The sequence below is a fragment of the Pirellulales bacterium genome (assembly GCA_035533075.1).
In the GTDB taxonomy this organism is placed as follows: domain Bacteria; phylum Planctomycetota; class Planctomycetia; order Pirellulales; family JAICIG01; genus DASSFG01.
The window spans coordinates 1-16,061 of sequence record DATLUO010000153.1; the positions used below are offsets into that span (position 1 = coordinate 1).

Annotated in this window: 13 protein-coding genes; 6 read left to right on the forward strand and 7 right to left on the reverse strand. The window is 64.0% G+C overall.

The genetic code is table 11. The annotated features are described in order from the left end of the window. Positions 1–1,002 precede the first annotated feature (1,002 nt). On the reverse strand, positions 1,003–2,703 hold the full coding sequence (locus VNH11_19435; GenBank protein ID HVA48547.1) for a hypothetical protein: 1,701 nt from the start codon (positions 2,701–2,703) through the stop codon (positions 1,003–1,005). Between the two features lie 427 nt (positions 2,704–3,130). Between VNH11_19435 and VNH11_19440 the strand changes: the two genes are divergently transcribed. The 3 genes from VNH11_19440 to VNH11_19450 all read left to right on the forward strand — a co-directional run bounded on the left by VNH11_19440 (position 3,131) and on the right by VNH11_19450 (position 7,502). Then, on the forward strand, positions 3,131–4,717 hold the full coding sequence (locus tag VNH11_19440) for an outer membrane beta-barrel protein (GenBank protein ID HVA48548.1): 1,587 nt from the start codon (positions 3,131–3,133) through the stop codon (positions 4,715–4,717). Between the two features lie 846 nt (positions 4,718–5,563). Continuing rightward, positions 5,564–5,911: a P-II family nitrogen regulator gene (locus VNH11_19445; GenBank protein HVA48549.1), complete on the forward strand. Its 348-nt coding sequence runs from the start codon at positions 5,564–5,566 to the stop codon at positions 5,909–5,911. A gap of 7 nt (positions 5,912–5,918) precedes the next feature. Further along, complete coding sequence (locus VNH11_19450) at positions 5,919–7,502, forward strand: arylsulfatase (protein ID HVA48550.1); 1,584 nt, start codon at positions 5,919–5,921, stop codon at positions 7,500–7,502. 9 nt (positions 7,503–7,511) lie between these two features. Here VNH11_19450 and VNH11_19455 read toward each other — a convergent pair whose 3' ends face one another. From VNH11_19455 to VNH11_19475, 5 genes are all read right to left on the reverse strand, one after another. Beyond that, complete coding sequence (locus VNH11_19455) at positions 7,512–7,955, reverse strand: hypothetical protein (GenBank protein ID HVA48551.1); 444 nt, start codon at positions 7,953–7,955, stop codon at positions 7,512–7,514. Positions 7,956–8,081: 126 nt separating this feature from the next. Next, positions 8,082–9,434 (reverse strand): ABC transporter ATP-binding protein, encoded by a 1,353-nt coding sequence (locus tag VNH11_19460; protein ID HVA48552.1) that lies wholly within the window; start codon positions 9,432–9,434, stop codon positions 8,082–8,084. Between the two features lie 5 nt (positions 9,435–9,439). Then, a complete protein-coding gene (gene rnr / locus VNH11_19465; GenBank protein ID HVA48553.1) occupies positions 9,440–11,761 on the reverse strand; it encodes a ribonuclease R in 2,322 nt (773 codons plus the stop codon). Beyond that, entirely contained in the window at positions 11,754–12,020 is a 267-nt protein-coding gene (locus tag VNH11_19470) for a hypothetical protein (GenBank protein ID HVA48554.1), read from the reverse strand. Before VNH11_19470 ends, rnr begins: the two co-directional genes overlap by 8 nt. Positions 12,021–12,162: 142 nt before the next feature. Then, entirely contained in the window at positions 12,163–13,173 is a 1,011-nt protein-coding gene (locus tag VNH11_19475) for an HD domain-containing protein (protein ID HVA48555.1), read from the reverse strand. Positions 13,174–13,322: 149 nt separating this feature from the next. On the opposite strand from VNH11_19475, the gene VNH11_19480 reads away from it, so the two are divergent. Then, the gene (locus VNH11_19480; protein HVA48556.1) at positions 13,323–13,571 is read left to right on the forward strand and encodes a hypothetical protein; all 249 of its coding nucleotides are present in this window, start codon (positions 13,323–13,325) and stop codon (positions 13,569–13,571) included. A gap of 423 nt (positions 13,572–13,994) precedes the next feature. Here VNH11_19480 and VNH11_19485 read toward each other — a convergent pair whose 3' ends face one another. Continuing rightward, a complete protein-coding gene (locus VNH11_19485) occupies positions 13,995–14,915 on the reverse strand; it encodes a tetratricopeptide repeat protein (GenBank protein ID HVA48557.1) in 921 nt (306 codons plus the stop codon). 243 nt (positions 14,916–15,158) lie between these two features. Here VNH11_19485 and VNH11_19490 point away from each other — a divergent pair, with 243 nt between their 5' ends. Further along, positions 15,159–15,524: a hypothetical protein gene (locus VNH11_19490; protein ID HVA48558.1), complete on the forward strand. Its 366-nt coding sequence runs from the start codon at positions 15,159–15,161 to the stop codon at positions 15,522–15,524. Between the two features lie 124 nt (positions 15,525–15,648). Beyond that, positions 15,649–15,990, forward strand: a complete 342-nt coding sequence (locus VNH11_19495; protein HVA48559.1) for a BON domain-containing protein — start codon at positions 15,649–15,651, stop codon at positions 15,988–15,990. The last annotated feature ends 71 nt before the right edge of the window (positions 15,991–16,061 follow it).

Consider the following 16,061-nt stretch of genomic DNA (forward strand, 5'->3'; position numbering starts at 1 on the left):
TCCGTCAGGTCCGAGGGATACGCCTTCCGAGTCAAGGTTTGGTTCGACATGCTCGCGCACTCCTTTGCAAGTGATGGGAATGCACGAAACGTCCGCCAAATCCCGACTTACGGCAAGATCAGTTTTCGGATAGCCTCTCAGAGGACGGCTTGTAGGGCACAGGGAAAAAGGCTGGGTGTCTTGCTTCGCTGACTCCCCTATTCGCACGCCGAGACGGCGGAATTAATCGCCACGCTGGCCGAAGATTGCCTGCGTTCCGAACTGGGAGTGTCTGCACCCGGAGCACGATAGGCTGGCGCGCGTCGACTTGATGATCTGTCCCAAGACAAGTTGAAGAATGTCGTTTCCGCGGACCGTCGCCGAGCGAAGGGCCGTGGGAGGCAGCGCGTTGCGGCCTGCTGGCCCAGGTCACCGGGGCCGAGGATGAAACGCTGTTTCGCGTTCGCCGCGATGCGTGTGAAGCCTGTTGCCGCAGCTTTCCTCCGTCGGCCGGGGAGATGAACCCGGTTGTGGCCTCGCTCGCCTACTAGCTCTCGTCGCGCATCGTGCAGCTTGGCGGCGTGCCCGGCTGCGATGTCGAGCGCGCGAAGGCCCTCATGTGTCGAACAGCGTGACGGCCAAGCGATGCCCCGCTGCGTCCAACCGGGGCATCGCCTGGCCGCCGAGATGAACGGAGTGCCAGCCTGCACTTGGCCAGGCTCTGCCCCAGCCACCGCCGATGTCTGATTCTCGGCCGCGTGAAGTTTCGCTTCACGCAAATTCCGTTCACCGCGTCAAACAGATGGCTGCCGTCGATGAAGATCACCTCAAATCTGCGGTGTTCGTCAACCAAGCGTCCCAGTGCCGTGGCGGACGTCTCTTCGATGAACTGAAAGACCGTCCTCTCCCGATTGGGGCTCGTTGTCGTACATCGACAGCAGCGCAGTGCGGAACGGATCGTCGAGGGAGGCGAGCACTTTATTTGACAACGGCTGAAATGGAATCACTACCCGGCGGGGCGGGTTACGACACGATCGCCCGGCGGCGCTGCACGTAATCCCACACCACGTAGCGGTCGAGATCGCGCCCGGCGGTGAAAAACACGCGGCCCTTGGTCGATTCGGCCAGACGATGGGCGAAACGCACGTCCTCGACCGACTGCGACCAGCTTTGCAGCAGAAACAGGTTGATCGTCACGCCGTCGCGCCGGCAAAGCTGCCCCTCGCGCAGTGTGGCCGACTCGGTGCGCGGGTCGGGCGGATAAAGCAGATAGAGCATCGGGCCCTCGAAGTGGGCCGTCGGCAGCCCGTCGGTGATCAAAATCACCTGCCGGTTCGGCGTCGGTTGGTTGGCCAGAAACTTGCGGGCCAACTGCAAGCCGTGCTGGATGTTCGTGAAGTGCGGCGGAATGTGAAACTCGCTGATGTCTTCGCGGCTCATGTCGGCCCTGAGGGCCACATACGGATCGTTGATCGTCACCGGCTTGGGCATCAGGTGGACCAGGTCGGCCGAAAGCCGCGGCTTGGCGAAGGTGTACATCTCGATGAACTGCAGGAAGTCGCCCGGATACTCGCGGCGGATCAGGCCGTCGAGCGCCAGGCCCATCCGCTTGACGTTGACGTACAGCCCGCCGTAGCGCATCGAGCCGCTCATGTCCATCACCACCACGGTGGCGCATTTGGGCGTGTTGCGCGTGCGGTGAATGACGATGTCGTCGGCGTTCATCCGCACGGGCAAACCGGGGCCGCGGCGGATGAGCGCGTTGGTGAACGAGGCCGGCACGTCCATGTCGGCCACCGAATCGCCGAACTCGTAAGACTTGGTCCGCTCCAGCTCGACGGCCCCTTCGCCGACGATCGGGCCTTGGTGCCGCCCGGTGCGAGAGGCTTGCAATTGACTGAAAATCCGCTCCAGCAGCTTGCCCTGAAAAATGCGGTAGGCTTTGGGCGTGAGCTGAAAGCCGCGTCGCGTCCGCTCGATGCCCTGCCGCTCGGCCATCTTGCGGACGTAGTCTTCGATCTGCTGCGCCAGGGCGTTGAGTTCTTCGATCTGTCCCGGCTCGGCGAACTTGGATAGCTCTTCGATGTCGATCGCGGCGACTTGCGCCGTCTTGGCCGCCTCTTCAAGCTGCTTGAGCAAGCGGTCGATCGACTCCAGTTCTTCCTTGATCGCCAACGCCCGCGGCACGGTCATGGCCGTGCGTCCGGTGAACTCGTACTTGGCCGCCAGCTCGTCGACCTGGTATTTCTCGCCCAGCCGTTCGATGAGCGGCAGCAGCTCGGCGGAGAACGGCGACCGCTCTCCGCCGGCCTTGTACCACAGCCTTTCCAACTCGCGGAGTTGCTCTTCTTCGAAGGCCCGCTCGAACGGCTGCCGCAACGGCTTGGGCGGCTTGATTCGCTGGCCGGCCGCGCGATACTCGCGGCGGGCCGTTTCGCGCACCTGCCGGGTTTCATATTTCTCCAGAATCCGCCGCTTGCGCTCCAGCAGCATCTCGCGAAGCGCTTCCAGACTTGGACCCAGGCCGGCGATCTGGCTGGGATCGAGATGCACCGCGCGGGCCAACTCTTCCTCCGTCAACTCGCGGAGACTGCCGTAGGCCAGCATGTGCTCCATGGCGCCCGACACCATATCGGGCGGCGGCTGCGTGGGGCTGGGAATGTTCTTGGGGTCGTACTTCTGATAAGTATGGATCACGCCGCCGAGTTGCTGGCGATTAGGCATGAAGGGCTCCTCCGCGTTCCGGTATGTCGCGACCGGCTCATTCTATACTTTGGCCCAGGCGTGGCGTAAGCGTCCCGGCTTGCGGCTGTCGGTCTCGCAAGCGAGGACGGTTACGCCACGTTGCAAGCTGTCGCAAGCGCCCTATCAAAAAGCGCAAGCGAGCAGCGATCGCGGCTGCCCGGCAATGTTTGCCTAGACGGCATAACCCACAGACGCGGCGCCGTAACTTGGTTGCCTGTAACGCAAAAGCGGTCCTTTCACTTGACTTTGCCAGATTGCGGATCCGATAGCTCCCATTGGCCGACCGGATTCGGCGAGAGATTGCCTCTCCTGCGTGCGTCAAGCCTCACGATCGCGATGGTCGCAAGGCTTGCTCCTGGCGGGCACGTGGCGTTCCAACGTGTCATGTTGTAATGGAGTATGGATTATGGTCACTTCTCGACTGGCGGTGGCGGCCGCGTTGGCGGGTCTGCTTTCCGCCGGCCCAGCCGTCGCCCAACAATCCCCGAGCGCCGCCGGCGCGTCGCCGGCAACTCAGTATGCTCAAGGGGCCGCGGTGAGGTACGACGACCCGCCACCCAGCGCGTCGCCCGCATCGGCCCCCTCCACGGCCAAGAAGCCGTCGGCATCGAGCGACAGCCCGCCAAGCCGTGACGGTATGCTGCGGCCCGGCTTCATCACCGCCTCGTACGCCAGGCAAAAGACGCAAAACCTGGGCTGCTGCGCGCAACCCGAGGCCGAAGAGGCGGAAGCCGGCTGTGCCGCCAAGGAGGAAGAAGCAAAAGAAGAAGAACCGTGCAAGCAGTGCTGCACGGGTCCTCTGGGTTGCTGGGGGCACGGCTGCTGCCTGTACGAACTGGGCAAGCCGTTCGTTTTGGCCGAGCACATGCCCAGGTTAAAACAGCACAACATCGCCGTCGGCGGCTGGCTGGCCCAAAGCTACACCTGGAATCCGTACAATCCGTCGGACGGCCGCAACGGCCCGGTGACGTGGCTCGACCAGGCCAACCAGTATCAGTTGAACGAGTTCTGGCTCTACGCGGTCAAGCCCACAGACACGAAGGGCGAAGGCTGGGATGCCGGCTTTCGTTTCGATGCATTTTATGGCAGCAGCTACCGCTGGGACACGGAAGCGGGCCTGGAAAGCACTTTCAACACCGGCAAAACCTATGGCCTGGCGATTCCGACGGCTTATGCCGAAGTGGCCTACAACGACCTGAAAGTGAAGATCGGTCACTTCATTTCGCCGGTCGGCTTCTACACCGTAGGCACCTATAACAACTTCTTCAATACGATTCCTTACACCTATCAGTACGGCGAACCCTTCACTCACACCGGCGTACTCGCCAACTATCAGGCGACCGAAAAGCTCAATTTGGGAGCCGGTTTGATCCACGGCTGGGATGCCTTCGACAGCACTTTCAACAAGCACGGCGGCTACCTCGGCACGGCCACCCTCAACGGCAACGCCGACGACTCGCTGGCCTTCGTCCAGGTCTATAGCACGGAACCGACGCAGAACGCCGCCAAAGCTTTCTCGCAACGCTACTTCCAGACCTTGGTCTATACCCGCCCGCTGAAAAAGATCAGCGAGAAGCTGACCTGGATTGCCCAGAGCGACTTCGGCGTGCAAGGAAACGCTACCATCACGGGCAAGACCGCCCGTTGGTACGGCTTCAACAATTATCTCTACTACAAGAAGAACGATATCGTGAGCTACGGCGTCGAGTTCGAATGGTTCCGCGACGAAGAAGGCTTCCGCGTGGCGGCTCCCGTGCCCTCGCCCGGCAGCCCCTCCGCATCAGGCTGGTCGCGAGGCCCCGGCTTCGCGGGCAACTTCTACAACTTCACGATCGGTCCTCGCTGGACCCCGCTGCCCAACTTGGTCATACGGCCCAACTTCCGTGCCGACTGGTACCACGGCAACAACGACGTGAACGGTCTGAAGCCGTACGATGGCGGCACGAAGAACTTTCAACAAGCGCTGTACACCGACGCGATCGTCACATTCTAACGGCGGTGGTGGCATGAGCGGCGGTTGAATCCGGACCTACTCCACGCCGCCCGGTTGCTCGCGCGACCGGGCGGCGTTTTTTTTTCAACCACCCGCCAAGTTGCTATATTCCACGGGGACATCTTCGGTGGCTGGGGCAGAAGCTGGCCGCAGTCGATCCGGCCATCGCAATACGTACCGCCGGCCAGCGACGCCCCGGTCGTGGCGCTACCGGGGCATCGCCGCGGTGGAGCGGTTTCCGAGGAACTGCCCAATCGGCGCGGCTCTGCCCCAGCCACCGCCATTTAGGCGGGGGGTTGTTTTTTTGGCCGGACCCCAAGCCGTCATGCCTCGCACCTAGCCGCGGCGTGCCCGAAGTTTAGGCAGCCAGCCATTCGCACGCCTCTCGCAGGCCAAGGTCGCGGCCCAGTTTTTCGGCTGTAAGTCGTTGCCACGCCGAGGTCTGGTGCTGACAGACAATGCCGCCGCCAGCCCGTGGCACAGGGGTTGCTTCTGCTTGACTTGGGCGTGCGATGCGTGACTCAGAGGCGTGGATCCCGCCTCTGGGTCTACGCACTTCGCCGCAGGACACCTCCTTAACGCTTTTTGGCACCTGCCTGGGCCAGAAGGATGCCCCATCGGCTTGGGTGGACGCTCCGCCTAGTCCACCCAAGTCGGGGCGTTCTTTCTCTCTGAATGGCCGGCGATCTGGGCCGCACCTGACTTGACTAAGCGCGAAGCGCAAGCGAGGCGCGATGCCGTTGACCTCGCTTGCGCTTCGGGTTTGTGTGTTTGTTGCCCGTAAGCCTTGTGACAATCTGGCTTGTGCTTTACGATTGAAAGCCGGGAACCAAGCAAGGGCCAATTATGAAGTTGATCATCGCCATCATCCAACCGAGCCGGCTGGAAGCGGTCAAAGCCGCCCTGACCGAGGTCGAGGTGTTCCGTCTCACGGTGATGGACGTGCAGGGCTTCGGCCGGCAGAAGGGCCACACCGAGACGTATCGCGGGCACGAGTTCTCCGTCAACCTGCTGCGGAAGGTGCAGTTGCAAATCGCCGTCAATGAAGAATTCGTCGAGCCGACGATCGAGGCCATCATCAAGGGCGGCCGCACGGGAACCAGCGGCGAAATCGGCGACGGCAAAATCTTCGTGCTGCCGCTGGAAGACTGCATTCGCATCCGCACCGGCGAACGCGGCGGCGAAGCCATTTAAAGCCGTGATGCGCCATATCGCCACCATCGTCGCATTCCTGCTGCCGCTTTCCGCACTTGCGGCAGAGAAGCCGAATGTTGTCATTATCCTGGCCGACGACCTGGGCTATTCCGACCTGGGCTGTTACGGCAGCGAAATCGAGACGCCCAACCTCGACGCTTTGGCCGCGGGCGGTTTGCGGTTCACGCAGTTCTACAACACCGCCCGCTGCTGGCCGACACGGGGGGCTTTGCTCACCGGCTACTATGCCCAACAGGTGCGGCGCGATACCTTGCCCGGCATTCGCGTCGGCACGAGGCCGGCCTGGGCGCGACTGCTGCCAGAGATGCTCAAGCCGCTCGGTTATCGCTCCTATCACTCCGGCAAATGGCACATCGACGGCATGCCTTTGGCCGGCGGCTTCGATCGTTCGTATTACCTGCAAGACCAGGGCCGCTTTTTCAGCCCGCGCGTGCATTACGAGGACGATCAAAAGCTCCCTCCGGTCGAGCCGGGCACGGGTTACTACGCCACCACCGCCATCGCCGACCACGCCTTAAAATGTCTGCGAGAGCATGCCGCGAGTTACGTCGATCGGCCGTTCTTTCACTATGTGGCCTTCACTTCGCCGCACTTTCCGCTGCAAGCCTTGCAGCCCGACATCGACCGCTACCGCCAGCGTTATCGACAGGGTTGGCAGTTGGTGCGCAGCGCCCGCTACGCGCGCATGAAAGAACTGGGCATCGTCGATTGCCCGCTCTCCGCCGTGGAGACCGACGTGGGGCCGCCCTACGATTTTCCCGACGCGATCAAGAAGCTTGGCCCCGGCGAAGTGAACCGGCCGCTGCCCTGGGACAAGCTGACCGACGAGCAGCGCGAGTTCCAGGCCGTGAAGATGGCCATCCATGCGGCGATGGTCGATCGCATGGACCGCGAGATCGGCCGCCTGCTCGATCAGCTCCGCGACATGAAGGCCCTCGACAATACGGTGCTCTTCTTTCTTTCCGACAACGGCGCCAGTGCCGAGATCATGGTGCGCGACGACGGGCACGATCCTTCGGCGCCACCCGGTTCGGCCGCCACGCACCTCTGCCTCGGCCCCGGCTGGTCGACGGTGTCCAACACGCCGCATCGGCGTCATAAGACCTGGGTGCATGAAGGCGGCATCTCCACGCCGCTGATCGTACATTGGCCGCGGGGCATCGCCGCGCGGGGCGAATTGCGGCAGACCGCGGGTCACGTCGTCGACCTCGTGCCCACCGTGCTGGAGCTCGCCGGCGGCCAACGCCCTGAAACGTGGCAAGGCAAGCCGGTGCCCGCCGCGCCGGGCAAGAGCCTCGTGCCCGCCTTTGCCGCCGACCGCCGAATCGCGCGGGACGAGCTGTGGTGGCTGCATGAAGGGAACCGGGCCTTGCGGCTGGGCGACTGGAAGATCGTGGCGGCGGGCGAAAACGCCGATTGGCAGCTTTACGATCTCAGCGTCGATCGTTGCGAAGAGAACAACCTGGCGACCGCCTATCCCGACAAGTCGCGCGAACTGGAACAGATCTGGCGGCAGCGCTTCGAGGAGTTCCGTCGGCTCGCGGCAGCCGGCCTGCCGGGCGGGCCGTGACCGTCCGGCTTAACCGCTGCGCCCGCGCCGCCGCGTCAGTTGGGTATACGACCCGCGTTTCGACCCGTAAATCGCCTCTTCGTAGGCCCCACGCCGATCGAAGCGGACCGCCCCCTCTTCGATCTTCAGCGTGCCGCCGCGATAACCGGTATTGCGGCGTCGGGCGTCGGCGAACTCACCGCGGCCCGTGCGGCGGCCGTTATTGGTGCCGTTGATTCCCCTGAGCAGCGTGTCGGCGGGATTGGCCTCGATGCGGCCGGAAGGTCCGACGCCACGGCCCAGCCTGCCGCCGCCCCCGCCGCGCGACATATCGATGTCGCTGGCGCTGCCCACGCCGGAGGGAAGCAACGGATTGGGATTCAGCGACTGGGCGTAGCTCGCGCCGCCGCCGGCCAGCAGCAAGGCGGCACACGACAGCGATCGAGCAACGGTGAGCAACATGGAACGAGTCATCGGCAACCTCTTTGAATTGAGAGCAAGCGATTGGTTGAACCACCGTAAATATACACCGCGAAAGGGCGGTCTGCCCAGGCGACCCCTCAAAAGTCGGTTGCCGGCCCGCATTTCAAATGTAGCGGGCTACGTGCCCAAGTACGCTTCGATCACGGCCGGATGCCGCCGCACGACTTGCGGCGGGCCTTCCGCGATCTTTTTGCCCGCATCGAGCACGATCACCTGATCGGACATTCCCATCACCAGGTCCATTTCGTGCTCGATCAGCACGACCGTAACGCCCGACGCGCGGATCTCACGAATCAGTTCCATCAGCCGCGCCGTTTCGGTGGCGTTCATGCCCGCCGCCGGCTCGTCGAGCAACAGTAAACGGGGGCCTATCGCCAAAGCACGGGCGATTTCCAACCGCCGCTGATCGCCATACGCCAACTCTCCGGCGCGGCGCTCGGCCAGCGGCGTCAGGCCCACGAACTCCAGCAGCCGCCGCGCCTGTTCCACGCTTCCCACAAGTCGTTTGCCGCCTTGTGGTGCGGCCGTCTCGCCGGCTGCCGTTTGTGGTGCGGGCGTCTCGCCTGCGCGAGCCAGATATTTCCGGCCGAACGGTTGAGGCCGGGCCGCTTCGATCGCGACCAGCACATTCTCCAGCACGGTCATCCGTCTGAAAACCCGCAAATTCTGAAACGTTCTGGCGAGACCGGCCGCGGTGACTCGTTCGGGCGTCCATCGCGAACGGCTCCAGACGGTCACTGCGCCCAGGCCTCCGACCACCGATCCGGCGAGCGCCGCGAAAACCGCAAGCCGCGCCTTCGCTCGCCGTCGACGCGCCACGTCGACGAGCAGGTCTCGCTTGGCCAGGGCCGCGTCGCGCGAAGGGAAGCGCAGCTGAGCGGATGTCAGCCGCCACCGGCCGCCGAGCGTTTCGACAACCGCGTCATCGGGACCGGCTGCGAGGATCGCTTCGTATTCGCGTCGCAACTCGTCGGCGGCCTCGCGGTTTTCCGCGACGGCCAGCGAGGTGCTTCCATCCGCCGTCACCACGGCCCAGCGGCCGTTGCTCTGTCGCTCCAGGGCCAGGCGTCCGCGCAGATAATCGCGGGCGGCAGTCCCGGCGGCGGCGTAGGTAAACGGCCCGGTGGAGTAGCTCGTCGGCCGCCGCACGGTCGCCCGCCATAGGCCGTTGAGGTTCAACGCCAGGCATGCGGCGGCGAGGGCCGTAGCGAGGCCGACGGCGACGGCGGCCAGTGCCGGCCGCCAGGACCAGGCTCGTCGAACGTCGTGCCCGTCGATATGAACGTCGCCGACCGTCGGCGCCACGAGGCCGCTGATGGTGTTAAAGAGCGTGGTCTTTCCCGCGCCGTTCGGCCCGATGATCGACGTGATGCTCCCGCGCTCGATGTCGACATCGAGATGGCTGACGGCGGTCAGGCCGCCGAAGCGGAGGGTCAGCCCGCGGGTCGTCAAGATCGGCGAGGTTGGCATGACGACTAGCGTCGCCGCTTGCCTTTCTTGCCGGCTTCGGGCTTGGTGGGGCGTTTGCCGGGCCGGGTCTGTTGAGAACCGCCGCGGTCCGCGGCCGAGCGCCGCCGCGGCTTGGACGAATCGTGGCCTTGGCCCGCCTCGCCGTCCTCGCCGACATGGCCGCGCCGCGCCACCAGCCGGAAGTCGAGCTCGCGGCGGTCGACGTCGACCTGCGCCACCACCACCCGCACTCGGTCGCCCAGCCGGAATTGATTCTCCGAACGGCGGCCCGAAAGCGTGTGGGTGCGGCGGTCGTACTGATAGTAGTCGTCGGCCAACGACGTGACGTGAATCAGCCCTTCCGCCGGCAATTCGATGCCTTGAGCGAACAGCCCGAACTGCTCGACGCCGGTGATCACGGCGTCCATTTCCTCGCCGATGCGCCCGCTGAGATAATTGAGCAACTTGACCTTGGTCAGTTCTCGCTCGGCCTCTTCCGCCCGTTGCTCGCGCTCCGAACAATGTTCGCCGAGCACGGCCAATTCCGAGAAGTCGTTGCGCGGCTTGCCGCCTCGCAGCAGCAGCTCCAGCAGCCGATGAATCGTCAGGTCGGGATAGCGGCGGATGGGCGACGTGAAGTGACAATAACAGTCGCTGGCCAAAGCGAAATGGCCTTCTTCTTCGGGGCTGTAGACGGCGCGCTGCAAACTGCGCAGCACGGCGTAGTTCACGGCCTGTTGCTCGGGCTGACCGAGCACCTCTCGCAGCAGCTTTTGCAGCTCGAAGCGGCTTTGCAGGCTTTCCGTCGGATGCCCCAACGCCGACACGAACTCGGTGAGCGCCGTCAACTTGCGCGGATCGGGCGAGTGATGAACGCGGCGCAGAAAGTGCCACTCGGCCTCCTTCAGCCGCCGGGCGACCGCCTCGTTGGCCGACAGCATGAACGCTTCGATCATCTGGTGGCTCTCGGTGTTCACCACCTTGTGGGCCCCGACCACGCGGCCGTGGCGGTCGAGATCGACCTTGATCTCGTTCATCGAAAGCTCCAGCGCGCCGCGGGCCAAGCGGCGGCGGCGGAGCGTCATCGCCAGCTCGTGCATCCGGCCGACCAAGGCGTGGACTTCGGGAGTCAGCCGCCCTTGCCAGGCCTCCGGATCGGCCAGGTATTCGTCGATCTCTTCATAGCTGAAGCGCCGCTTGCTCTTGATCGCCGCCGTATGAAACTCGCTCGCCACCGGTACGCCGTCGGCCGTGAACTCCAGCAAGGCGGTCTTCGTGTAGCGGACGCGGTCGGGTTGCAGGCTCGCCAGGCCGTTGGAGATGATTTCGGGCAACATCGGCACGACGCGATCGGGCAGGTAAACGCTCGTGCCGCGCTGATACGCTTCGCGATCGAGCGGCGTGCCCGGCCGAACGAAGTGCGAAACGTCGGCGATGTGGACGCCCAGCGTCCAATGCCCGTTCGGTTCGCGGCGCAGCGAAATGGCGTCGTCGAAATCGCGCGCATCGACGGGGTCGATGGTGATGATCGTCTCGGCGGTCAGGTCGAGCCGGCCGGAGAGGTCCGTCTCGTCGAAGCGGTCGGCCTCTTGCCGCGCGGCCTCCAAGGTGTCTTCGGCAAAGGCTTCGGGCAGACTGTATTCGCGGAGGATCGAAAGGGTGTCGATGCCCGGTTCGCCGCGCGGCCCCAACACTTCGGTAATCACGCCTTCGCCGTCGTGAACGTGCGTGGGAAAGCGGACCATCTCGAACACGACTTTGTCGTCGGGCTGGGCGTTTTTGGCGCCCGGATCGCCCACGGAAATGGGCCGGGCGAAGAGCGTGCCGTCGACCTGCACCCAACCGCCGCCGCCCCGCTCGAAATAGACGCCCACAAACTGGTGCGTCTCGCGTTCGATGATTTCCGTGACCACGCCGCGGAAGGCGCGCTCTCGGTCGCGTCCCCGCATGACCCGCACCAGCACGACGTCGCCGCTGGCGGCGTCGCCCGCGTCGCTGGCCGCGACGTAAATATCCTGTTCGCGTCCCTGGCCGGGCAGCGTGCCGGCCGGCCGCACGAACCCGAAGCCGGCCTGATTGCGGCGAAAGACGCCCGTGATGTGCCCGTCAGCCGCCTTGCGCTTTTCACCCGTCGGCGCCGCGCCCATCGACGGCAGGATGCGGTGCTTGTCGGCGTAAGACAGCTTGCCTTGCTTGACCAGGTCTTTGATGAGCCGCTTGAGCTCGCGCAGCCGAGATTCGGGCAGGTTGAGCTTTTTGGCAATCTGCCGCGGCTTGGCCGGTCGATAGTTCGGCCGATTCACGAAGTCGAGCAGTTCTTTCGCGAGATCTTGTGCGGGGTCAGCCATTAAATCGGTCATTTATTAATTGCTTCGCGCGGTTCAATAGAATTCCGACGACCGTTCCTGCGTCGCGATTCACATAAAGGGTCAAACGATCGTTGACTCGTTCAGCGCGGTAGTTGTCGACGGATAAAAAAACCTCGATGCAATCGCCATCGGCGTCGTAAAACGCCTTCGGCTCGTTAAAGCGATCCTGCGATTGAGCGGCTTTGGCAAGAAGCCGCTGTGCAAAAGCATCGTTCAGGCTGGTGTCTTGGGGCTTCATCAGGTTCAGTCACAGATGGGGATGCAAACGCAAACGGCCTGTTGCTCGCCCAGGGCCCGCCACGGTAGGCCACATCGAACACGGTGGGCCGGCGCTCGCAAGCTCGCTGGTGTCACCCTACCTCGGATTTGCATGGTTGTTCTTATTCGCCGTTCCGTTCTGCGACCGCTGTCCGGCCCTCGCGCGGAAAATCGCGTCCCTTGAACAGCTTGCGGCCCAAGTTTTGGTTGTAGCTGGTCCAGCAGCTTTCGACATTCGGGTCGTCGCGCATCTGTTGCTCGAAACTGTGCAGCTTGGCGTCGAGATTGTCGAGATGGTGCAGCGCCACGGCTTCCAAGGTCATCGGCAACTTGGGACTGCCGTACTCGTATTGCCCGTGATGGCTGACGATCATGTGCTTCAGCCGCAGGGCGAGTTCTTCAGGCACGGCTTCGCCCGACAGCCGTTCGGCTTCGCGCAGCTTGGCCTCGAGCAGGTTCAGCCCCATCACCACGTGCCCGATGAGCTGCCCTTCGTCGGTATAGGCGAAGCCGCGGTCGTAACTCAGCTCGCCGATTTTTCCGGCGTCGTGCAAGAACGCGCCCATCAACAGCAGGTCGGGATCGAGCGAACGATAGAGCGGCGCCACGCGCGTGCAGATCTCCATCAGGCTGACGACGTGCTCCAACAGGCCGCCCACGTAGGCGTGGTGGTTCTTGACGCCGGCAGGGGCGCGCGTGAACCGGCCCATGAACTGGTCGTCGATCAGAAAACATTCCGCCAAGGTCAGCAGGGGCGGGCTTTTCATGCCGCGCAACAGCTCTTTCAGCCGCGACGCCAGCCGTTCGATTTCCTGCGGCCCGACGGGCATGAAATCGCCGTAATCGATCTCGTCGTGCCGGGCCTTGCAGATATTCGAGGCGATGAGCTGCAAGCAGCCCTGATAGACTTGCGTGTTCCCCTCGACGCGCACGAAATCGCCGTCGTCGAAGTTGCGATATTCGACTTCGCTGGCGTTCCACATGCGGGCGCTGATCGTGCCGCTGCGGTCCGACAATTCAACCTGCAAATAGAGATTGCCGTTGCGGTTGGGGCGCAACTGCTTTTGCGAAACGAGAAACACCTGGTCGACGGCCTCTTGATGGCCGAACTGATTCACAAACCGACGGGGCATAGCAAGCCTTTCGCCCTGATACCAACGACGTGCCGAGACAAACAGGCCCGGCAGCATCGGCCGGGCACTCTTCGATTCTAGCGCTTGCCGCGGCCGGCCACAAGGCGTGCTGACTTGACCCGCGCGGCGCGGCTGTTATGCTGGCCCACATGGCCAAGAAGAACTCGAAGAAGAAGCCCGTCAAGCGACGGACGGCCGCGGCAATTCTGGCCCGCATGCACGCCAAAGAAGCCGAGCGGCAAGCCGCACCGCGCAAAGAGATGACCAAGAAGAGGCGACAGGAAATTAAAGACAAGCAACGGGCAGCCGCGCTGCGATTGTGGGCCCCCGGCGGTCGTCTGCGAAAACTGCTGAAACAACGCAAGCAGGACGCCCGGCAGCGCGGCAACGCGGGATAGCACGCCGCGGAGACGTCAAGGCGACGGGATCGGCCGAGCATCCGCCAGCCGACGGTTGCGCTACTTTACGTTGCTCGCCTACGGCTGGCTTTTTGTGGTTGTTTCGCTTCGCCGGCTTCCAAGGCGCGATGTACCTTGTCGAACGTACTCAGGCTCGGCGAACGCTTCGCTTGTTCGATGCGGTTCAGCGTTTCCGGCCGAATGCCGGCGCGGCGAGCCAGCTCGGCTTGCCCCGCTCACGTCGGGCCATTGCTCCAAACGGTCGAGCAATCGCGCGACGCGCGGGCGGATGCCGCGCGGCAGGGCTTGGAATTGCGCGTCCGCCTGGGGCGTCAATTCGACGGTGGCCATGCCCTAGTATCACGGCGCTTGACGCGCCGGTCAAGGCGATGACGCGCCACCAGGCGGTGCCGCGATCGATTGCTATGTTCGGCTTGAGCGAGTCACTTTTAAATCGCGCACCGGCTTGCCGGCCTCGAAGAGCTGCAAGTGCTCAGCGGCTTCCTCGCGCTGAGCGTCGTCCGGCGGCGCCTTCTCTAGCGCCCGCTTGGCATACTTCACAGCGCTGGTGAAGTCGCCGGCCTCGGCGTAGGCGGCGGCCAGCGTGTCGATGTCGCCCCATTCCTGCCAGGCCGTCAATTCACAGGCATGTCGGGCCGATTCGACCGCTTTTTTCCCGTCGCGGACCTTCGCATCCCCGGCCGTCGCCAAAATCCATGCCCGACGGCCGTAGATCAAGGCGTCGTTGGGCTCGATCCGAATCGACCGGTCGTAGTCTTCCAGGGCTTTCTGGTAGTTGCCCTGGCGGAAGCGGGCCGAACCGGCGTTGTTCCAGGCGGCGGCGAAGTTCGGATCCAAACGCAGGGCCGCGTTGTAGTCGGCCAGTGCCCGCTCGTAGTCGTGCTTGGCCGCGAAGATGTTTCCGCGACTGTTGTGGTAAGGCGCGGCCTTGGGGTCGAGAAGAATCGCCTCGGTGATGTCGGCCAGGGCGGAATCGAGCTCGCCCTGGTAGTGCCGCACGGCGGCACGACGGTTGTACCACTCGGCCACCGCCGGCTGTTGGCGAATCTTCCGCGTGAAGTAGTCGGTGGCCTCGTCCATCGGCACCACCTCCGTCCGCTTGACCCAACCGGCCTGCCCGGTCGATTCGCGGACCCAGGCCCAATCGCCCTGATAATGTTCGATGACGCAATCCAGGTCGTTCAGCTTGCCGACGCTCCGGTCGGCAATCCGCAGGTCGGGACGATTGCGACTTGCCATGATGGCGCTGGTGTGCTGCTGGGCCTGGGCAAGCGAGGGAAGCAGCAGCAAGAACAGAATTCCGTGACGCATGAAGTTCAACATAGCACTGCGCTCCCTGGCGTCAATCGCTCGCGTTTCTTGGTCGTGTCCTCACCTTACCTTATGTTGAGTCGTTTACGATGTGTAGGCGACGGAGCGAACCGCCGTATCGGCCCGAGTTCACCGGGCGATAGAATCCGCCCCCGCGGAATAAAAGAACGGGAGCAAGTTTTGCTGGCCAACTGCCGATTCTATATCGCGGACCGGGCCGGAACTCCCGCAGGCTGCGGGAAGCGAGGCAATTCAATGACAAAACGCGAGCGACTCTACTGCGTCACCTGTTTGCTGGGCGCCATCGCCGCTTACCTCGCATCAGCTTCTCTCGCCTCGTCCCCCGCCTGCCCTAGCCTGTTTGCGCAGGCCAGGTCGAGCCAGCCGACGGACTTCCCAAATCGCGACGGCCAATGGGTCCGCGGCGATGCGTCCTTGCCGGTGGCCCTGGAGTCGGATGAAACCGACGATACCGAGGAGCTATCGGACCGCGAGAAGGCGTGTGAGTCGTCGGGGCGGCACTGTCCCGACGCATCGCGGCAGGCGACGCTGACCGCGGCCTCTCGGCAGCCGAAGCTTCTGATCACGCTCAACGCGCTGCGCGTCCGGCTGCAAATCTGATCGACGCCGCTCGGCCGTCGTTTTTCTCTCGGCGTTGGGTCTCGTGTGCCCGGCGCCTTCCACAGCACTTTCACCGCAGTCGCGCGCCGGCCACGCCCGGCGTTGCGGCGGCAGGGAGAAGATCATGTTTACCTTATTCAGCCCGTTGCGTCCGAATTCCGTCACCAGCGCGCTCGTCGAGCGGCAGATGCAGCGATGGCCGGCTGCGCAGCAAGGCGAACGTCGCGAGGGCCCGGTTCCGGCGGCTGCCCAGCCGCGCGAGTCGGCCCAGGCGCGCCTCTCGGCAAGCCCGTTCTTGCCTTTGCGGGCCTTGCAGTGCGACGGCAGCGACGGGCACGTGACCATCCGCGGCCGCGTACCCACCCGGTATCTGAAAGACCTCTCGGCCCGGCTGGTCAAGTCGATCGGCGGCGTCGAGCGGGTGTCGAACGAAGTCGAGGTGCTGCCGCTCGGCTGCCACGCCTAGGCGGCGGGCAACGTAGGGTGGGACCAGCGAGCTTGCGAGCGCCGGCCCACCATTTATAGACGTCGCTTCTG